General features: G+C 66.8%; 18 protein-coding genes. 9 read left to right on the forward strand and 9 right to left on the reverse strand.

Annotation, left to right across the window (positions count from 1 at the left end):
• Position 1: 1 nt before the first annotated feature.
• Both VKZ87_RS16620 and VKZ87_RS16625 read right to left on the reverse strand, forming a co-directional pair.
• Complete coding sequence (locus VKZ87_RS16620; RefSeq protein WP_324222388.1) at positions 2–1,117, reverse strand: hypothetical protein; 1,116 nt, start codon at positions 1,115–1,117, stop codon at positions 2–4.
• Positions 1,107–2,903 (reverse strand): ABC transporter transmembrane domain-containing protein, encoded by a 1,797-nt coding sequence (locus tag VKZ87_RS16625; RefSeq protein WP_324222389.1) that lies wholly within the window; start codon positions 2,901–2,903, stop codon positions 1,107–1,109. The genes VKZ87_RS16620 and VKZ87_RS16625 overlap by 11 nt, the downstream gene beginning before the upstream one ends.
• A gap of 232 nt (positions 2,904–3,135) precedes the next feature.
• Here VKZ87_RS16625 and rpmE point away from each other — a divergent pair, with 232 nt between their 5' ends.
• The 5 genes from rpmE (at position 3,136) to VKZ87_RS16650 (ending at position 6,925) form a co-directional block, all read left to right on the forward strand.
• Positions 3,136–3,363: a 50S ribosomal protein L31 gene (gene rpmE / locus VKZ87_RS16630; protein WP_324222390.1), complete on the forward strand. Its 228-nt coding sequence runs from the start codon at positions 3,136–3,138 to the stop codon at positions 3,361–3,363.
• A gap of 191 nt (positions 3,364–3,554) precedes the next feature.
• Positions 3,555–3,821 carry a hypothetical protein gene (locus tag VKZ87_RS16635; RefSeq protein ID WP_324222391.1) on the forward strand — a complete coding sequence of 89 codons (267 nt, stop codon included), beginning with the start codon at positions 3,555–3,557 and terminating at the stop codon, positions 3,819–3,821.
• Between the two features lie 170 nt (positions 3,822–3,991).
• A complete protein-coding gene (locus tag VKZ87_RS16640) occupies positions 3,992–4,468 on the forward strand; it encodes an Hsp20 family protein (protein ID WP_324222392.1) in 477 nt (158 codons plus the stop codon).
• Positions 4,469–4,650: 182 nt separating this feature from the next.
• Positions 4,651–5,796 (forward strand): DUF898 family protein, encoded by a 1,146-nt coding sequence (locus tag VKZ87_RS16645; protein ID WP_324222393.1) that lies wholly within the window; start codon positions 4,651–4,653, stop codon positions 5,794–5,796.
• Positions 5,780–6,925, forward strand: a complete 1,146-nt coding sequence (locus tag VKZ87_RS16650; protein ID WP_324222394.1) for a M48 family metallopeptidase — start codon at positions 5,780–5,782, stop codon at positions 6,923–6,925. Before VKZ87_RS16645 ends, VKZ87_RS16650 begins: the two co-directional genes overlap by 17 nt.
• Before the next feature lie 9 nt (positions 6,926–6,934).
• Here the strand turns inward: VKZ87_RS16650 and VKZ87_RS16655 are convergent, their stop codons facing one another.
• The 4 genes from VKZ87_RS16655 to VKZ87_RS16670 all read right to left on the reverse strand — a co-directional run bounded on the left by VKZ87_RS16655 (position 6,935) and on the right by VKZ87_RS16670 (position 11,114).
• Positions 6,935–7,972, reverse strand: coding sequence for a class I fructose-bisphosphate aldolase (locus tag VKZ87_RS16655; protein WP_324222395.1), 1,038 nt, complete (start codon positions 7,970–7,972; stop codon positions 6,935–6,937).
• 75 nt (positions 7,973–8,047) lie between these two features.
• Positions 8,048–9,241 (reverse strand): phosphoglycerate kinase, encoded by a 1,194-nt coding sequence (locus VKZ87_RS16660; protein WP_324222396.1) that lies wholly within the window; start codon positions 9,239–9,241, stop codon positions 8,048–8,050.
• Positions 9,242–9,254: 13 nt separating this feature from the next.
• On the reverse strand, positions 9,255–10,259 hold the full coding sequence (gap, locus tag VKZ87_RS16665) for a type I glyceraldehyde-3-phosphate dehydrogenase (RefSeq protein ID WP_324222397.1): 1,005 nt from the start codon (positions 10,257–10,259) through the stop codon (positions 9,255–9,257).
• Between the two features lie 165 nt (positions 10,260–10,424).
• Entirely contained in the window at positions 10,425–11,114 is a 690-nt protein-coding gene (locus tag VKZ87_RS16670; protein ID WP_324222398.1) for a TIGR02117 family protein, read from the reverse strand.
• A 148-nt stretch (positions 11,115–11,262) separates the two neighbouring features.
• On the opposite strand from VKZ87_RS16670, the gene VKZ87_RS16675 reads away from it, so the two are divergent.
• Positions 11,263–11,757, forward strand: a complete 495-nt coding sequence (locus tag VKZ87_RS16675) for an acyloxyacyl hydrolase (RefSeq protein WP_324222399.1) — start codon at positions 11,263–11,265, stop codon at positions 11,755–11,757.
• A gap of 403 nt (positions 11,758–12,160) precedes the next feature.
• On the opposite strand, the gene gluQRS is transcribed toward VKZ87_RS16675, so the two are convergent.
• A complete protein-coding gene (gene gluQRS, locus VKZ87_RS16680; RefSeq protein WP_324222400.1) occupies positions 12,161–13,045 on the reverse strand; it encodes a tRNA glutamyl-Q(34) synthetase GluQRS in 885 nt (294 codons plus the stop codon).
• 87 nt (positions 13,046–13,132) lie between these two features.
• On the opposite strand from gluQRS, the gene VKZ87_RS16685 reads away from it, so the two are divergent.
• The 3 genes from VKZ87_RS16685 to VKZ87_RS16695 all read left to right on the forward strand — a co-directional run bounded on the left by VKZ87_RS16685 (position 13,133) and on the right by VKZ87_RS16695 (position 14,989).
• On the forward strand, positions 13,133–13,837 hold the full coding sequence (locus tag VKZ87_RS16685) for an alpha/beta hydrolase (protein ID WP_324222401.1): 705 nt from the start codon (positions 13,133–13,135) through the stop codon (positions 13,835–13,837).
• A gap of 87 nt (positions 13,838–13,924) precedes the next feature.
• Positions 13,925–14,470 (forward strand): HNH endonuclease, encoded by a 546-nt coding sequence (locus VKZ87_RS16690; RefSeq protein ID WP_324222402.1) that lies wholly within the window; start codon positions 13,925–13,927, stop codon positions 14,468–14,470.
• Positions 14,471–14,530: 60 nt separating this feature from the next.
• The gene (locus tag VKZ87_RS16695) at positions 14,531–14,989 is read left to right on the forward strand and encodes a VOC family protein (protein WP_324222403.1); all 459 of its coding nucleotides are present in this window, start codon (positions 14,531–14,533) and stop codon (positions 14,987–14,989) included.
• 47 nt (positions 14,990–15,036) lie between these two features.
• Here the strand turns inward: VKZ87_RS16695 and VKZ87_RS16700 are convergent, their stop codons facing one another.
• A complete protein-coding gene (locus VKZ87_RS16700; RefSeq protein ID WP_324222404.1) occupies positions 15,037–15,585 on the reverse strand; it encodes a demethoxyubiquinone hydroxylase family protein in 549 nt (182 codons plus the stop codon).
• A complete protein-coding gene (locus tag VKZ87_RS16705; protein WP_324222405.1) occupies positions 15,585–16,079 on the reverse strand; it encodes a disulfide bond formation protein B in 495 nt (164 codons plus the stop codon). The genes VKZ87_RS16700 and VKZ87_RS16705 overlap by 1 nt, the downstream gene beginning before the upstream one ends.
• Positions 16,080–16,138 lie beyond the last annotated feature (59 nt).

A 16,138-nucleotide genomic window follows, 5' to 3' on the forward strand; every position in this document is an offset into this window, starting at 1 on the left:
CTCAGCCGGCGTCGCGCATCCGGGCGGGATCGATCCGGCAGTCGAGGATGCGGTTGTCGAAGACCGCGCCGATCAGCACGCGGCCCTGGTGATGCGCGGCGGTGCTGGCGGCCGACAGCAGTCCGCCGGGATCGCCGAACGCCTCCTGCACGCGCATCGAACCGCGGCCATCGCGGCCGATCCGCAGCACCTGGCTGGGCGCCTGCTTCTCCGCATTCCGGGCATGGCCGATGAAGGCGAAGCTGTTCACATGCACGGCGGCCCAGAGGTCGCCGGCCGCATCGCGGTGGATGTTGTCGACGCCGCCCGGCATGGCCAGGCTGCCGTTGCGGACCAGCGCGCCGCTGCGGGGATCGCGCGCATAGGTCAGCATCATGCGCCACAGCGTCGAGCCGACCAGCAGCGTACCGCCGTCGGCCGAAAGCTCGACGCCGTTCGCGAAGGCGATGTCCTCCGCCACCACCCTCGCGCCGCGGCCGTCATGATAGATGACGTTCGAGCGCGTGAGCTGCAGCAGGTTTTCCACCATGTGCATCCAGCGTGGACCCGAGCCGCGGTCGTTGGTGAGATAGAAGGCTTCCGGCCCGGCGGCGGCGATGCCGTTCGGATGCACGAAGAGCCCGCTGGCCACGCTGCCGCGATGGTGCAGCAAGGGCACGCCCCCATCGCCGGCCTGGAGCGTGAAGATCTCGACGGTATGGCGGTCCTCGCTGCGGTGGTTGATCACCTGGAGGAAGATCTGCCCGTCATGGGCCCGGTATAGGGCGATGCCATGCGGATGGAAGGGAAAGCTGCCGGGCGTCTCGAGGCGGGTGAAGCGGCCCGGCGTTTCCCGCAGGTCGTAATACCAGAGAGCGCCCGGGGCGGAGCGGTCGCGGCGGTCCTGCGCCGAAACGATCGCCGCGCTGCCATCGGGCAGCATGACGAGGTCTTCCGGTCCGGCCGGCGCGTCGACCGGCAGGCATTCGCCGGCCACGAAGGGCTCGACATCGCGATAGGCGCCGCCGAGCCAGGCCGAGTAGCCGACATAGACCAGCAGCGCCACCAGGATGAAGCGCCACCAGAAACGCATCAGGCGCCGCTGCAGCGGCTTTTCGTTCCGCCGTCTACGCCGCATCGGCTGGCGGTCCTTCCGGGTGGTTGCTCATGAACTGAAGACGCGCGAGGCGGGCATAGAGGCCGCCTTCCGCCATCAGGCTCTCGTGGCGGCCCGCCGCGACGATGCGGCCGTGATCCATCACCACGATGCGGTCGGCCTTCTGCACGGTGGCCAGCCGGTGCGCGATGACGAGCGTCGTGCGTCCCTGCATCAGGCGCTCCAGCGCCATCTGCACCTTGCGTTCGGATTCCGCGTCCAGCGACGAGGTCGCTTCGTCCAGCAGCAGCACCGGCGGATCGCGCAGCAGCGCGCGGGCGATGGCGATGCGCTGCCGCTGGCCGCCGGAGAGCCGCACGCCACGTTCGCCGAGATAGGTGTCGTAGCCCTGCGGCAGCGTCTGGATGAAGCCGTGCGCCGCCGCCGCCTCGGCGGCAGCCCGCACTTCCGCGTCGCTCGCCTCCGGCCGACCGTAGCGGATGTTGTCGGCCACCGAGGCGCCGAAGATCACCGGCTCCTGCGCCACGAGGCCGATATGCTGCCGCAGGCGCACCGGGTCGAGCTGCGTGATGTCGATGCCGTCGAAGCGGATGCAGCCGGAGGTCGGATCGTAGAAACGCAGCAGCAGCTGGAACAGCGTCGTCTTGCCGGCGCCGGACGGGCCGACGATCGCCACCGTCTCGCCGGCGGCAATGTCGAGTGACAGGCCGTCCAGCGCCCGGGTGTCCGGACGGGCGGGGTAGCGGAATTCCACGACATCGAACTGCAGTGCGCCGGCTGGCCGGGCGGGAAGCGCGAGCGGCTTTTCCGGCGCCCGGATGCCCGGTTCGGTGGCGAGCAGCTGCATCAGGCGTTCGGCGGCGCCGGCCGCGCGCTGCACGTCGCCCCAGACTTCCGACAGCGCGCCGAGCGCCGATGCGCCGATCACGGCGTAGAACACGAAGGCCGAGAGTTCGCCGGCCGACATCTCGCCGGCAAACACCGCCTTGCCGCCGATCCACATCACGCCGTTCACCGCGCCGAAGACCAGCAGCATCACCAGTGCGGTGAGCCATGCGCGAGCCCGCGTGCGTCTGACCGCGGTGGCGAAGGCCAGTTCGGCGTTGTCGCCGAAACGGGCGGCCTCCCGGGTCTCGAAGGTATAGGCCTGCACGGTGGCGATCGCGTTCAGCGTCTCGCCGGCCTGGGCCGAGAGATCGGCGATGCGGTCCTGGCTTTCGCGCGACAGCCGGCGCAGCCGGCGGCCGAGGATGACGATCGGCAGCACGACGAACGGAATCACCAGCGCGACCAGCAGGCCTAACCGCGGCGAGGTGATGAAAAGCAGGGTGGCGCCGCCGAAGAACAGCAGCAGGTTGCGCAGGGCGACGGAGACCGAGGAGCCGACCAGCGTCTGGATCAGTTCGGTGTCGGTGGTCAGCCGCGACAGCACTTCGCCGGTGCGCGTGGATTCGAAAAATGCCGGACTGAGCCGCAGCACATGGCTGTAGACCGCCTTGCGGATATCCGCGACGACGCGTTCGCCGAGCCAGGTGACCAGGTAGAAGCGCGCAAAGGTCGCCAGCGCCAGCACCACGACGACGCCGAACAGCGCGCCGAAATAGAGGTCGAGGTAGGTGCCGTTGCCGGCGCCGAAGCCGACATCGATCACGCGCCGGATCGCTTGGCCGATGCCGAGCACGGCGCCCGCGGCGACAACCAGCGCGACACCCGCGCCGACGGCGACCCAGCGGTAGGGCGCGACAAACACCAGGACGCGGCGGAGCGCGCCGAGGGAAGGGCGCCGGGAATCTGACGGTTGGGGCATTTTTGTCCGGTCAGCCAAGAATATCGGGCGGTTATAGCGACCGGGGGCGACCGGGACAATGCAGGCCGGAGCCTGCCGGCCGTAATGCGCCGCGGCGGAGGGGCGCTGCCGAATGGAGCCGTACCGGCCCTTTTTGGGCCGTCCATTGCCCTTGCAGGGGGGGAGGCTTCTGGCTATAACCCCGCCCGACTGAGAAATTGACGGGGCGCGGTGCGCGCCCGGGAGACGCGTTATGAAGCCGGATATCCATCCCGACTACCATGAGATCAAGGTCCAGATGACCGACGGGACCGTCTATACGACCCGTTCGACCTGGGGCAAGCCGGGTGACACCCTGGTGCTGGACATCGATTCCAGCTCGCACCCGGCCTGGACCGGCGGCCCGGCCCGCCTGAACGAGGCCGGCGGCCAGGTGGCGAAGTTCAAGAAGCGCTTCGGCAATTTCGGCCTGAAGAAGTAAGCATCTCCGGATACGATCCGACGGGGCGGCCCCTGCGGCCGCCCTTTTTGTTTGGGGCTTTCAGCGTACTGTGCGCCCGCAGCAGTTGAATTGAAGCCGCTGCTGCTTTACGTGGCGCCAGCCGCATCCTGCCTGCTAGTTTAGGCCCGCGAATCGGCTCCGGGGGGAGCCGCCAGACTAGCGCGACGCCGATGGCCCAAACCTATCAATCCGCTTCCTTCAAGCTGGGCGATGAAGTGATCACGGTGATTTACGTCGCCTATGCATCGATTGCCACCAACGAAATGGCGACAAAATCGCTTGCCGCCATGCGACCGCTGTTCAAGAACAGCACCGTCGTGCTGGCCGCCCAGGGGGTCAACCTGGCGCCGGAATATGTCGGCCCCAAGCACGTGGTGGATTTCCTCCGCGGCCGGTCGCTGTCCGATTTCAAGTGGTTTCCGGTCTCGATCGGCTGAGCGCGAAAGGGCGCATTTTCCGGCCTCTTGAACGGGGTTTTTCCGCTTCCTAAATGCAAGGCGTACCGGATGCCCGGATGGGGTCCGGTGGAACCGCGGTCTGGCGATGTCTCCGGGACGGAGGATGCGGGCCGCTCATTGAACGCTTCATCGCTTTAGGAGGATGAACCATGCGTGCTTTCGATTTCTCTCCCCTGCTGCGCTCCAGCATCGGCTTCGATCATGTGAACCGCCTGTTCGATCTGGCGAACCGGATTGACGACGCGGCGGCTTCCTACCCGCCCTACAACATCGAGAAACGCGGCGAAGACACCTACCGCATCACCATGGCGGTGGCCGGTTTCCGCCCGGACGAACTCGACGTCACGGTGAAGGAAAACAGCCTGATCATCTCCGGCAAGGCTGCCGAGCAGCCGAAGCCCGAAGAGCAGGTGACTGTGCTCCATCGCGGCATCGCCCGGCGCGCCTTCGAGCGCCGCTTCGAACTGGCCGATACCGTGAAGGTGACCGGCGCCGAGCTGAAGGACGGCCTGCTGCATATCGCGCTGAAGCGCGAGGTGCCGGAAGCCAAGAAGCCGCGGCAGATCCCGATCACCACGGCCGCCAATGCCGGTACCGTCATCGAGGCGCAGCCCAAGGCGGCGTAAGTCTCTGAATCTTCAGAGGAAGCCCGGATGCTCCGCATCCGGGCTTTTTTTGACCTTGCATTGTTCCTCTAATTCCCCTCAAATACTCTCATAAGACGTGCATCAAATTGTATGCACTACCGGAGGAGTTAATGGCGGGCCGGATTGCTTTCAGACCGGGAAAGGACTGGGAGGACGCGCTTATGGTGGCGACCCTCCTCGATCTGGTCACGTTGCGGCTGGCGCGCTTCTGGACCCGCTCCCGTCTGCGCCGTCTTTTCTTCACGGCGATAGAGATCGACGGGGATCCGCTCGACTACCGCGGAAAGCCGCACGAACTGCTCGTCGGCTTCGCGCTGTCCTTCTGCCTGCTGGCGCCGGTCGCCGCGGGAGCGGCAGCACTGCTTGCTGTCGCTGAGGCCGAAGCTGCCGGTTCCGTCCTGCTGGCTTATGCCATCTGCGGGGCGCTCGCCTTCGGCTACGGCGTCGCGGGATATGCCGCGCGCGGATATCTGCTGTCCCGCCTGGCGTGGCGGGGCGTCACCGGCCGGCAGGATGGCAGCATGCTGCAGTTCGGGTTTCTGTGGCTCTCCTGGGCCGTGGCGTTTCTGCTGTCCGCCGGTCTGTGTGTACCCAGGGCATGCCGAGCGCTCGCGGCGTACCGGTGGCGCTTCACGCGATGGGGCGGACTGCGCGGCGGCTTCACCGGCAGGGCCGAGCAGCTGGAGCCGGAATGGCGTCGCATCTGGCTCGTGCATGTCCTGCCGCTCTACGCGGCGGCATTCTGGGTCCTGTTCGAGCGGGACTGGCACCCTGCCGCGCTGCCATGGGAGCTGGAACTCGCTTTCGACGAGATGGTGCGGAATGAAGCCGGACTGATCCTGCTCTGGGTTGCCGGAGGCCTGTGGCTCTATTCGGGACTGATGCAGTTCCGCATCGCCTGGCTGCGCTGGCTGGTGAATGGCTGCGCTCTGGGTCCGATCCGGTTCTATTGCCGTCTTGATGGCGCCTATGCGACCCATCGCCTGCAACAGGGCATCCTGTGGGTCGAAGGTCTCGTCTGCGCAGCCTTCCTTCTTCTCCTTCTGACCGGCGGCGCCGAGACCGGCTTCTTCGGCGAACTGGGCTACACGTCCTTCGTCTGGCTTGCCTCGGCGATGATTTTCGCGGCCTGGCTTGCCGCGCGATACCTGCATCTGCGGTTCGTCTTCTGGCCGCTGATGGAGCAGCTGCTGCCATCGGTCGCGGTGATCAATGTCACGGCGGCAGAACAGGCGGGCGGCGAGGACCGGAAGCAGGTGGCCTTTCCGGCCGGGATTGCGGACCTTGGTTATGCCCACTTCCTCTGAGCCCGTGCGCTGCCTTGCGCAGTATTTCGACGGCGTCTCCGCGAAACGGATTTTCGCCGAGGTGACGGCCATGCCTTCGGGTCTGACCATCGCCCTGCCTGACGTCATGCTCTTCTGGCCGCGCGGCGGCATTGTGGTGGAACCTGCGGCGGGGGCCGGCTGCGACCGAATTCTGCGCCGCACGGATGGATCCTCAGCCCGGCTGCGTGTGGCCGCCGGCGAGCTGGCCAGGCTCGGTCCCGCGATCGGGCGGCCGCATCTGCGGTTCCGCCTGCGCGAGCTGTCGCGATATCTGGCGGCCGTTGGCATGCTCTGTCTTGGTGCCGGCGCCGTCTTCGCGTGGCTTCTCCCGACTTTGATCAGCGAGGCGAGCGGCATGCGCTCGGTGCAGCAGGAAGTGAGGGAGTCCGAGCGCCGCTTCGAACGCTTCGTCGAAAGAAACAAGCGGCGCAGTTCCGGACGGCTGGAATACTGCGTGCACCAGCCGGGGCGCGATGCGCTGGAGCGGCTGGTCGGAACCCTGGTGCAGGATGCTTCGCTGACGTTCGAACCCAGAATCATCGTGATCAGCAGCCTGATCGACAATGCCTACAGCCTGAGCGGCGGCTATGTCGTGCTGACCAGCACCATGCTCGACGAACTGAAGAACCAGACCGAGCTTGCCGGCATCATCGCGCATGAGATCGGCCATAACGAGCAGCGTCACCATACCCGTTTCGAGATGGAGGCTGCCGCCTGGCTCGCGGTCATGGGCGGCCTGTTCAATACGCCGCTGACGAACTGGAACTACCTGCTGACAGGGACACGGAGCGGTCCGGCGCTGCGTAGCCGGGAGATGGAGCGCGAGGCGGACCGGTTCGCCGTCGCCATGCTTGCGAGGGCCCGCATGGACCCCGGCGCTCTGGGACACTACATGGCGCGCAACAGCGGACTGGAGGGCGACGTCGCCTTCTTCTCCAGCAGTCATCCGAGCTATGCCGAACGGGCAGCCTTCTTCGCGGCGGCGCGGCAGCGCGGCCGGGAGGTGCTCAGCCCGGAGGAATGGCGGGAGGTTCGCGCGATCTGCCGCAGGCGAACGGAAAAGGCCCCTGCATTTCTGCAGGGGCCCGATGAGGTGCAGCAGAACTGAGGCAGCGACTTACGCCGCCTTGAATTCCTGCTCCAGCTTGGCTTCATACTTGCCGGAAGCCGCCAGGCTGTTGAGGCGGGCGCGGTGCAGGAAGCCCTTCTGCGCATTGGCGACATTCGCCGCCTTGCCGCCCCAGAGCTTCAGCGGCAGGGCCTGCAGGGCGCGGCCGTAGGAGAAGGTCAGCTTCCAGGGCAGGTTCGGATTGCGCGCATTCATGGCACCGAGATGGGCCGAGGCGTCCTCGTCCGACTGGCCTCCGGAGAGGAAGGCGATGCCCGGCACCGCGGCCGGCACGGTGCGCAGCAGCACCTTCACGGTCGCATCCGCGCATTCGTCGACGCTGGCCGGGGTTTTGCAGCTCTCGCCGTGGATCACCATGTTCGGCTTCAGGATCATGCCCTCGAAGGCGACGTTATGCAGCGCCAGCTGCTCGAACACGGTATGCAGGGTGCGCTCGGTGGCGCGGAAGGCGACGTCGATGCCGTGCGCGCCGTCCATCAGGATTTCCGGCTCGACGATCGGCACGATGTTCTCGGCCTGGCAGAGCGCGGCATAGCGGGCCAGCGCCTCGGCGTTGGCGACCAGCGCCTGGCGCGACGGCTTGCCCGCCGCTTCGTCGATGCTCAGTACCGCGCGCCACTTGGCGAAGCGGGCGCCGAGCTGGTGGTATTCCTGCAGCCGCTTGCGCAGGCCGTCGAGACCCTCGGTGATCTTCTCGCCGTTGCTGCCCGGTAGGTCGACGGTGCCCTTGTCCACCTTGATGCCCGGCACGATGCCCTTCTTCTTCAGGATCTCGACGAAGGGGGTGCCATCCTTGGCCTTCTGGCGCAGGGTCTCGTCATAGAGGATGACGCCCGAGATGTATTTCTCGCAGTCCTGCGTGGTGAACAGCATCTCGCGATAGTCGCGGCGGTTCTCTTCCGTGTTCGGCACGTTGATGCTGGACAGGCGCTTTTCGATCGTGCCCGTGCTTTCGTCGGCGGCGAGGATCCCCTTGCCCGGCGCCACCATCGCTTCTGCGATCTGGTTCAGTTCCTTGAGATTCATGGTGTCAGCTCCCGATGCTGTCCTGTTAGTCTTTTCCGGTCGCCCGGTCTTCGCACGTGACAATTTGGGGGCCGGCTATTTCGCCAGCGCCGCAACTCCCGGCAATTCCTTGCCTTCCAGCCATTCGAGGAAGGCGCCACCTGCCGTGGAAACATAGGAAAACTCTTCCGCCACGCCGGCATGGCGCAGCGCGGCCACCGTGTCGCCGCCGCCGGCCACGCTGAGCAGCCGGCCAGACGCGGTCAGCGCCGCCGCCGTGCGCGCCACCATGACCGTGCCGGCATCGAAGGGCGGCGTCTCGAAGGCGCCGAGCGGGCCGTTCCAGACCAGCGTGCGGCAATCGGCCAGCAGGGTGCCCAGCCGCGAGGCCGAGACGGGGCCGATATCGAGGATCATCTGGTCGGCCGGGCAGCGGTCGGCGGGAACCACCTTGCTGGCGGCACCGGCCTTGAATTCCTTCGCCACCACGACGTCGTCGGGCAGCAGCACGGCGCAGCCGCGCGCCACCGCCTCGCGCAGGATGTCGCGTGCGGTATCGGCCATGTTCTTCTCGCACAGGCTCTTGCCGATCTCGCGGCCCTGCGCGAACAGGAAGGTGTTGGCCATGCCGCCGCCGATGATCAGCTTGTCGACCCGGCCGAGCAGGTTGCCCAGCAGTTCCAGCTTGGTCGAGACCTTGGCGCCGCCGACCACCGCCGCGACCGGCTTCTCGGGGGCGATCAGCGCCGCCTCGAGATGCTTCAGCTCGACTTCCATGTTGCGGCCCGCATAGGCCGGCAGCAGATGCGCCAGCGCTTCCGTCGAGACATGGGCGCGGTGGGCGCAGGAGAAGGCGTCGTTGACATAGATGTCGCCGAGCGCCGCCATTTCCTTCGCCAGGGCAGGGTCGTTCTTTTCCTCCGCGGCGTGGAAGCGGGTATTCTCCAGCATCACGATGCCGCCGGGCTTCAGTTTGGCGATCGCCTCCTTCGCCGGCGCGCCGACGCAGTCCTCGGCAAAGGCGACCGGCGAGCCGAGCGCGGTGGCCAGCGCGGCGGCCACCGGTTTCAGCGACATGTCCGGCACCGGCTTGCCGTCCGGGCGGCCGAAATGCGACAGGACCACCACCCTGGCGCCCTTGCGCGAAAGCTCGTGCAGGGTGGGCAGGATGCGGCTGATGCGCAGATCGTCGGTGATCTTCCCGTCCTTCATCGGGACGTTCAGATCGACCCGGGTCAGCACCACCTTGCCGGCGACATCGGCATCGTCGAGCGTACGGAAGCGGGGCATCTGGGCAGCCTGCTTACAGCTTCGCCATCGCGATCGCGGTGTCGGCCATGCGGTTGGAGAAACCCCATTCGTTGTCGTACCAGGACACGACGCGGACGAGGTTGCCCTCCATCACCTGGGTCTGCCGCAGGTCGAAGGTCGAGCTGGCCGGGTTGTGGTTGAAGTCGCTGGAGACCAGCGGCGCGTCGTTGACGTCGAGAATGCCCTTGAGCCGGTTGGCGGCGGCCCGCTTGATCGCCTCGTTGACCTCCTCGGCCGTGGTGTTCTTCTTCGCCACGAACTTGAAGTCGATCAGCGACACGTTCGGCGTCGGCACGCGGATCGACGAGCCGTCCAGCTTGCCCTTGAGGTCGGGCAGCACCAGGCCAACGGCCTTGGCGGCGCCGGTGGTGGTCGGGATCATCGACAGCGCCGCGGCGCGGGCGCGGTAGAGATCCTTGTGCAGAGTATCCAGCGTCGGCTGGTCGCCGGTATAGGCATGGATCGTGGTCATGTAGCCCTTCTCGATGCCGATGGCTTCATGCAGCACGTAGGCGACCGGGGCGAGGCAGTTGGTGGTGCAGGAGGCGTTCGACACCACGGTGTGCTCGGGCTTCAGCTTGTCGTGGTTGACGCCGTAGACGACGGTGAGGTCGGCGTTGGTGGCGGGCGCCGAGACCAGCACCTTTTTGGCGCCGGCGGTGAGATGCGCGGCGGCCTTGTCGCGGTCGGTGAAGATGCCGGTGCACTCCATCGCGACGTCGACGTTGAGTTCCTTCCAGGGCAGCTTGGCCGGGTCGCGCTCGGCAGTGACCTTCATCCAGCCGCGGCCGACATCCATCGCGCCGTCCTTGGTCTTCACCTCGCCGTTGAAGCGGCCGTGCACGCTGTCATAGCGGAACAGATGCGCGTTGGTTTCCACCGGGCCCAGATCGTTGATGCCCACCACCTCGATATCGGTCCGGCCGCTCTCGATGATTGCACGCAGCACATTGCGGCCGATGCGGCCGAAACCGTTAATCGCAACCCGAACCGTCATTTTCTCGTTCTCCGATGGGATGGGGTGGCAGACAGCGGGGCGCGGGAATGCCCCGGAACAAGTTTTGCGGCTGATTTAGCCCCTTTGGGGCTGAGTCGCAAGACGACCACGGTCTGGTCACCGCCGGCGGGGCGATGCGGCCCGAAACGGGCTGGCAGGTGGTCCTCATGGCTGGCTCATCAGGCCGAACGGGAAGGGGGTCCAGAGGCCGACTGGAAGGGCCGCGGCCCGCAGCGCCGCGCCGATCCATTCGTTGCAGGTGCGGATCGGGCTGTAGCGGCCGACCGCTTCGTAGAAGGCATCCGTGCCGCTGTAGGCGGCGCCGGAAATGGGGCGCGGCCGGCCGTTGCCGCCCAGCGCGAAACCCTTCCGGATATAGGCGACCAGGGCGTGGTACTGCAGCAGATCGGCCTCGATGCGCCGGACCGAGCCCGAATCGGCATCCGGTTCCGGTACCCGCATCACATGCATCGCGGCGGGGCCGCGGCCGAGCAGGGCCGCCACGGCAAGGTTGGGACGGAAATCGGCCGGCCGGCGGGTATGAAGATAGAAGTCCCGGTCGCCCCAGCCGAAGGCGATGTAGTCGCGGCCGCTGACATCGGCGGCGAAGTCGGTTTCCGGCAGCCATGCGCGCCAGTCGACCGCGCTTTCGCCCTCGCCATGCCGCAGCGGCAGGGCGAGCCAGACATGCCAGCCATTGGACAGGAGGTAGACCGGAACGCGCTCCTGGCCGGGCAGCGGCTCGCGCCAGGGCGCCTCGATCATCCCCAGCGCCAGCGCTGCCGCGCCATAGAGGGCGGGGACGGCAAGGATCAGCAGGACAAGGGAGAGGAGGATGCGGCGGAGCAGTCGCATGGCGGGCTTCCTGCCGCAAAAATGTGGCGAGATTACAGCGGGGCTGTTCCATTCCCGGTATCAGGCTTGGCTTAACCCCTTGCCGTGGCTAGTATTCGGCTCTGCCGGCGTGCTCTGCCGGTGCGCTTTCCGGGGGGGAATTCCGACAATGCGTAGAGGCGTTTCCGTAGTCGCGCTGCTGGTGGCGGCCCTGCTGGTCATTCCGTCTGCGGCCCGGGCCGATGACCCGGCCTTCCTGGCGCTTTCGGCCGGCTATTACGACATCAATGACAATTACGAGGCCGCCGAAGCCCGCATCGAATATCGCCACGACAAGAAGTTCTGGATCTTCAAGCCCTTTGCCGGCGTGATGGCGACCACCGACGAGGCGGTGCACGGCTATGCCGGCGTGCTGGTCGACATCTATTTCGGCCGCCGCTGGGTGCTGACCCCGAGCTTCGCCCCCGGCCTCTATCGCGAGGGCGACGGCAAGGATCTCGGCGGCACCATCCAGTTCCGCTCGCAGCTCGAGCTGAGCTACCGCTTCGACAACCGCTCGCGGCTGGGCCTGAGCATCAACCACATCTCGAATGCCAGCATCTACGACAGCAACCCGGGCACCGAGAGCGTGGCGCTGACCTACGCGATCCCGCTCGGCCACTGAACGGGCGGCTTCTTCACCCGATCCGAATGCCCGGGCCTGTCCCGGGCATTCTTTTTTCAGGCTGGCCGAACCCCCGACCGCGCCGAAAACCATGCCCGGACGCCCCTTTTTCGGCCAACCCGCTGATTTTCCTGAGCCCGACAGAGCCGGTTCGATCCCGTTCGGAGCCAGTTGAGTCCCGTTGGGAGCCAGTTCAGTCCGGTTCAATCCCGTTGAGGGCCAGTTGAGTCCCGTTCAGTCCCGTTGAATCCCGTTGAGTCCCGTTGGGACAGCCGGTGAAGCGCCAGCCATGCCGGGTCTGGCATACGGTCGTATGTCATCCATCCGATTCACGATGTCCGACAACGGCAGGACGCCAAAGCGGCGGCAGGAACATAAAGAGTACAATCGGCCTGCGCCAATGTCAACCGCCGGCGTCCCGGTCAGGCTGAATCCCCGCCTGGCGCCAGACCTCAGCCGGCGTGATACCGGCTGCGCGCAGGTCGCGCAGGCGCGGCGCGTTGCGGCGTTTGGCCAGCCGCTCGCCGCTCTTGTCCAGCAGCAGCCGGTGATGGGCATAGGCAGGCACCGGCCAGTCGAACAATGCCTGCAGCAGCCGGTGCAGATGCGTGGCGGCAAAGAGATCGCTGCCCCGCGTCACCAGCGTGATGCCCTGCAGCGCGTCGTCGTGGGTGACGCAGAGATGATAGCTGGCCGGCGTTTCCTTGCGTGCCAGCACCACGTCGCCGAAACCGTCGCGCAGCAGGCCTGGCGTCACGCTCTGGATGCCCTCGCTTTCGTCCCGCCAGACGAGCGGCCAGCGACCGATCTGCGCGCAGGCCGCGGCGATGTCGAGTCTGAGCGCATAGGCCTCGCCGGCGGCGATGCGCGCCTCGCGCTCAGTCGTGCTCAGGCTCCGGCAGGTGCCGGGATAGACCTGCCCCTCGAAGCCGTGCGGGGCATGGCCGGCGGCGGCGATCTCCGCCTGGATCTGTCTGCGCGTGCAGAAGCAGGGATAGAGCAGGCCGCGCTGCTTCAGTGTTTCGAGCGCGGCGGTGTAGTCGCTGAAATGCTGCGACTGGATCCGCACCGGCTCCTCCCAGCGCAGGCCCAGCCAGGCGAAGTCCTCGAGGATCGCGGCGGTGTATTCCGGGCGGCAGCGCGTGACGTCGATATCCTCGATGCGCAGCAGGAAACGACCGCCGGATTCTCTGGCGCGCGCATGGGCGATCCCTGCCGAATAGGCATGGCCGAGATGCAGATAGCCGGTCGGGCTTGGCGCGAAACGTGTGACGATGTCAGACTGCATGGAAACCCGACCACAGCTTAGGAAGGCCGCCCCGTGTTGTCATCCGCGGCCGCCGGTTTGTTGCGGCCACCACGAACAGGAGATGCCATGCTCGACGGCCCCAGACTGCCATCTGCCAGCGGCAGGGCGCGCTCGCTGGTCGTGCTGCTGCACGGCTATGGCGCGGACGGCAACGACCTGATCGAACTCGGCGCGCAGTGGCGCCAGCTGCTGCCGGATGCGGCGTTTGCCGCGCCGCATGCCCCGTCGATGATTCCGGGCTTTCCGCCCGGCATGGGCGGCGGGCGGCAATGGTTCGCGCTCGACCAGTATGATCCGAACCTGCTGCGCCGCGATCCGCAGCAGGCCGCCGGCATCTATGCCACGATGCAGGCGGGCGCCGAGCAGGCCGCGCCGGCGCTGCACGCCTTCCTCGATGCCGAGCTGGCGACGCATGGTCTCGACGGCAGCCGCCTCGCCCTGGTCGGCTTCAGCCAGGGCACGATGATGGCGCTGCATGTCGGGCTGCGCCGCTCGCCGGGTCCGGCGGCGATCCTCGGCTATTCCGGCGCCATGCTTGGCGCCGATGCGCTGAAGGACGAGATCCGCTGCCGGCCGCCGATCTATCTGATCCATGGCGATGTCGACGACATCGTTCCCGTGGAAGCGATGTTCGCCGCCATCCATGGCCTGAACGCTGCCGGATGCCCGGCGCGCTGGCATGTCTCCCGCGGCATGGCGCACGGCATTGCCCCGGACGGCCTGCAGATCGGTGGCGCTTTTCTGGCCGAATCGCTCCGGGCGAAGGGCTGAAGACGTGCGCAAATTATGGTGGTTGTCATGAAGCCGTCACCCCGCATATTGTAGTGTTCAGTGACGCAACCTGGTCCGGGAGTGTGAATGACCCCTGAGTCCTGTCCGGCGTTGGTGCTGAATGCGGATTATCAGCCGCTTTCCTATTTCCCGCTCTCGGTCTGGCCGTGGCAGGAAGTGGTCAAGGCGGTCTGCATGGAACGCGTCACGATCCTCTCCGAATACGACCAGGAAATCCGCTCGCCCAGCTTTTCCATGCGTCTGCCCAGCGTGGTGGCGCTCAAGCGCTACATCGCGCCGGCGCGGCGTCCGGCGTTCACGCGATTCAACCTGTTTCTGCGCGACCGTTTCACCTGCCAGTATTGCGGCAGCCGCCAGGAACTCACCTTCGATCATGTCATCCCGCGCTCGCGCGGCGGGCTGACCCGCTGGGACAACGTGGTTGCCGCCTGTGCGCCCTGCAATCTGGCCAAGGGCGGCCGCATGCCGCATGACTGCAACATGCATCCGCGTACCCGGCCCCATATGCCGACCGTACAGGAACTCCAGCGCAACGGGCGGGCCTTCCCGCCCAATTTTTTGCACGACAGCTGGCGCGACTTCCTTTACTGGGACAGCGAACTGGAGCCCTGACCTTGCATTGCAGCCGGCCGCGCTGCATCGTCTGTCCGACATCTGCCGGGAGACGTGTTCATGGTTTCTGCAATTCCCGACGGCTTCACCGCCGTCACGCCCTATCTCACCATCACTGACGCCGCCAAGGCGATTGACTATTACCGGCGGGCCTTCGGGGCGGAGGAGGTTTACCGCCTGATGGCGCCGGATGGCGAGCGGGTCGTGCATGCCGAACTGCGGATCGGCGATGCCCGGCTGATGCTGGCCGACAGTTTTCCCGAATGGAACACTCCCGCGCCTGCGCGCGACGGCGCCGGCGTCGGCGTGCATCTCTATGTCGAAGACGTCGATGCGGTGATGGCGGCGGCCGAGAAACACGGCGCGCGCATCCTGATGCCGCCGATGGATGCCTTCTGGGGCGACCGCTATGGCAAGCTGCTCGACCCCTACGGCGTCACCTGGGGCGTGGCGACGCATATCCGCGACATGACGCCGGACGAGATCGCGAAAGCCGCGAAGGAAGCGCTGGGAAACTGAAGGATAGCCCTCACCCTCCCAGCCGAAGCAGCGGGAGTGTGAAGGGGTTAAATCCGCTCCGACAGCCAGATGGCGGTGCGGGTAATTGCCTTCACGCCCTTCGAGAACAGCTCATAGGCCGGCGCCTCGGCGGCGCCCTCGGCGCGCGCCGTGTCGCGATGGGCAATCTCGTCGGCACGGAACTGCGCGATGGTTTCGCGCAGCGCCGGCTCGGCATCGCCGAGCTTTTCGATCTGCCGCGCATAATGCTGGTCGATGACATCCTCGACGGCTTCGGTGCAGGCCATGGCGGCCTTCTCGCCCATCAGCGCGGATACCGCACCCAGCGCGAAGCCGCCGACATGCCAGAGCGGCGAAAGCAGGGTCGGGCGCACCCGGCGCTGCGGCAGCAGACGGTCGAAGGCGTCGAGATGTTCCTGCTCCTGCTGCGCCATGTGGCGGATGGTCGGCGCCGACGGCGAACGGCCGAGCACGGCAAGCTGGCCGTCATAGATGCGTTTGGCTCCGTATTCGCCGGCATGGTCCACACGCAGGATGCGTTCAACCAGCTGGCGCGGATCGGGATCGCCGGCGAGGCGGCGGCGCGGCTTCGTCATCACGTCGTCTCCGCACGGGCGCGCTTCGCGGCGAACAGCGCGAAGCCGCCCAGGACGATCGACCAGAGCACATTCCAGCCGGCCATGGAAAGGCCGAGAAAGCGGAAGGCGGCCTCGTCGCAACGCACCACCGGCGCCGTCAGCAGCTGCGCGCGCAGCGCCTCGATGCTGTTCGGCGTCGGCGCGGCGGAGCAGCCCGGCAGACCCTGCCACCATTTCTCCTCGACGCCGACATGGAAGACGGCGATGCCGCCGCTCACCAGCACGCTGAGGCCGGCCAGCGCCAGCAGGGCCGGGCGCAGCTTCGGCATGACCAGGGCGGCCAGGGCGAAGATTATCGCGGCGCCATAGGGCCAGCGCTGCCAGAGGCAGAGTTCGCAGGGGGCAAGGCCGAAGCCGTATTGCGACAGGAAGGCGATCCCGAGCGTCAAGGCGGCGAGTGCCGCCACCGAAAGGCCGGCGCGGGAAGGCTGCAGGGCGAAATCCGCGTTCATGGCGCGGATCATATAAAGGAATGGAAGGGCGGAAAACGCCCGGCGGGAAACTGCGGCAA

The sequence above is a fragment of the Ferrovibrio sp. genome, from assembly GCF_035304305.1.
Taxonomy (GTDB): domain Bacteria; phylum Pseudomonadota; class Alphaproteobacteria; order Ferrovibrionales; family Ferrovibrionaceae; genus Ferrovibrio.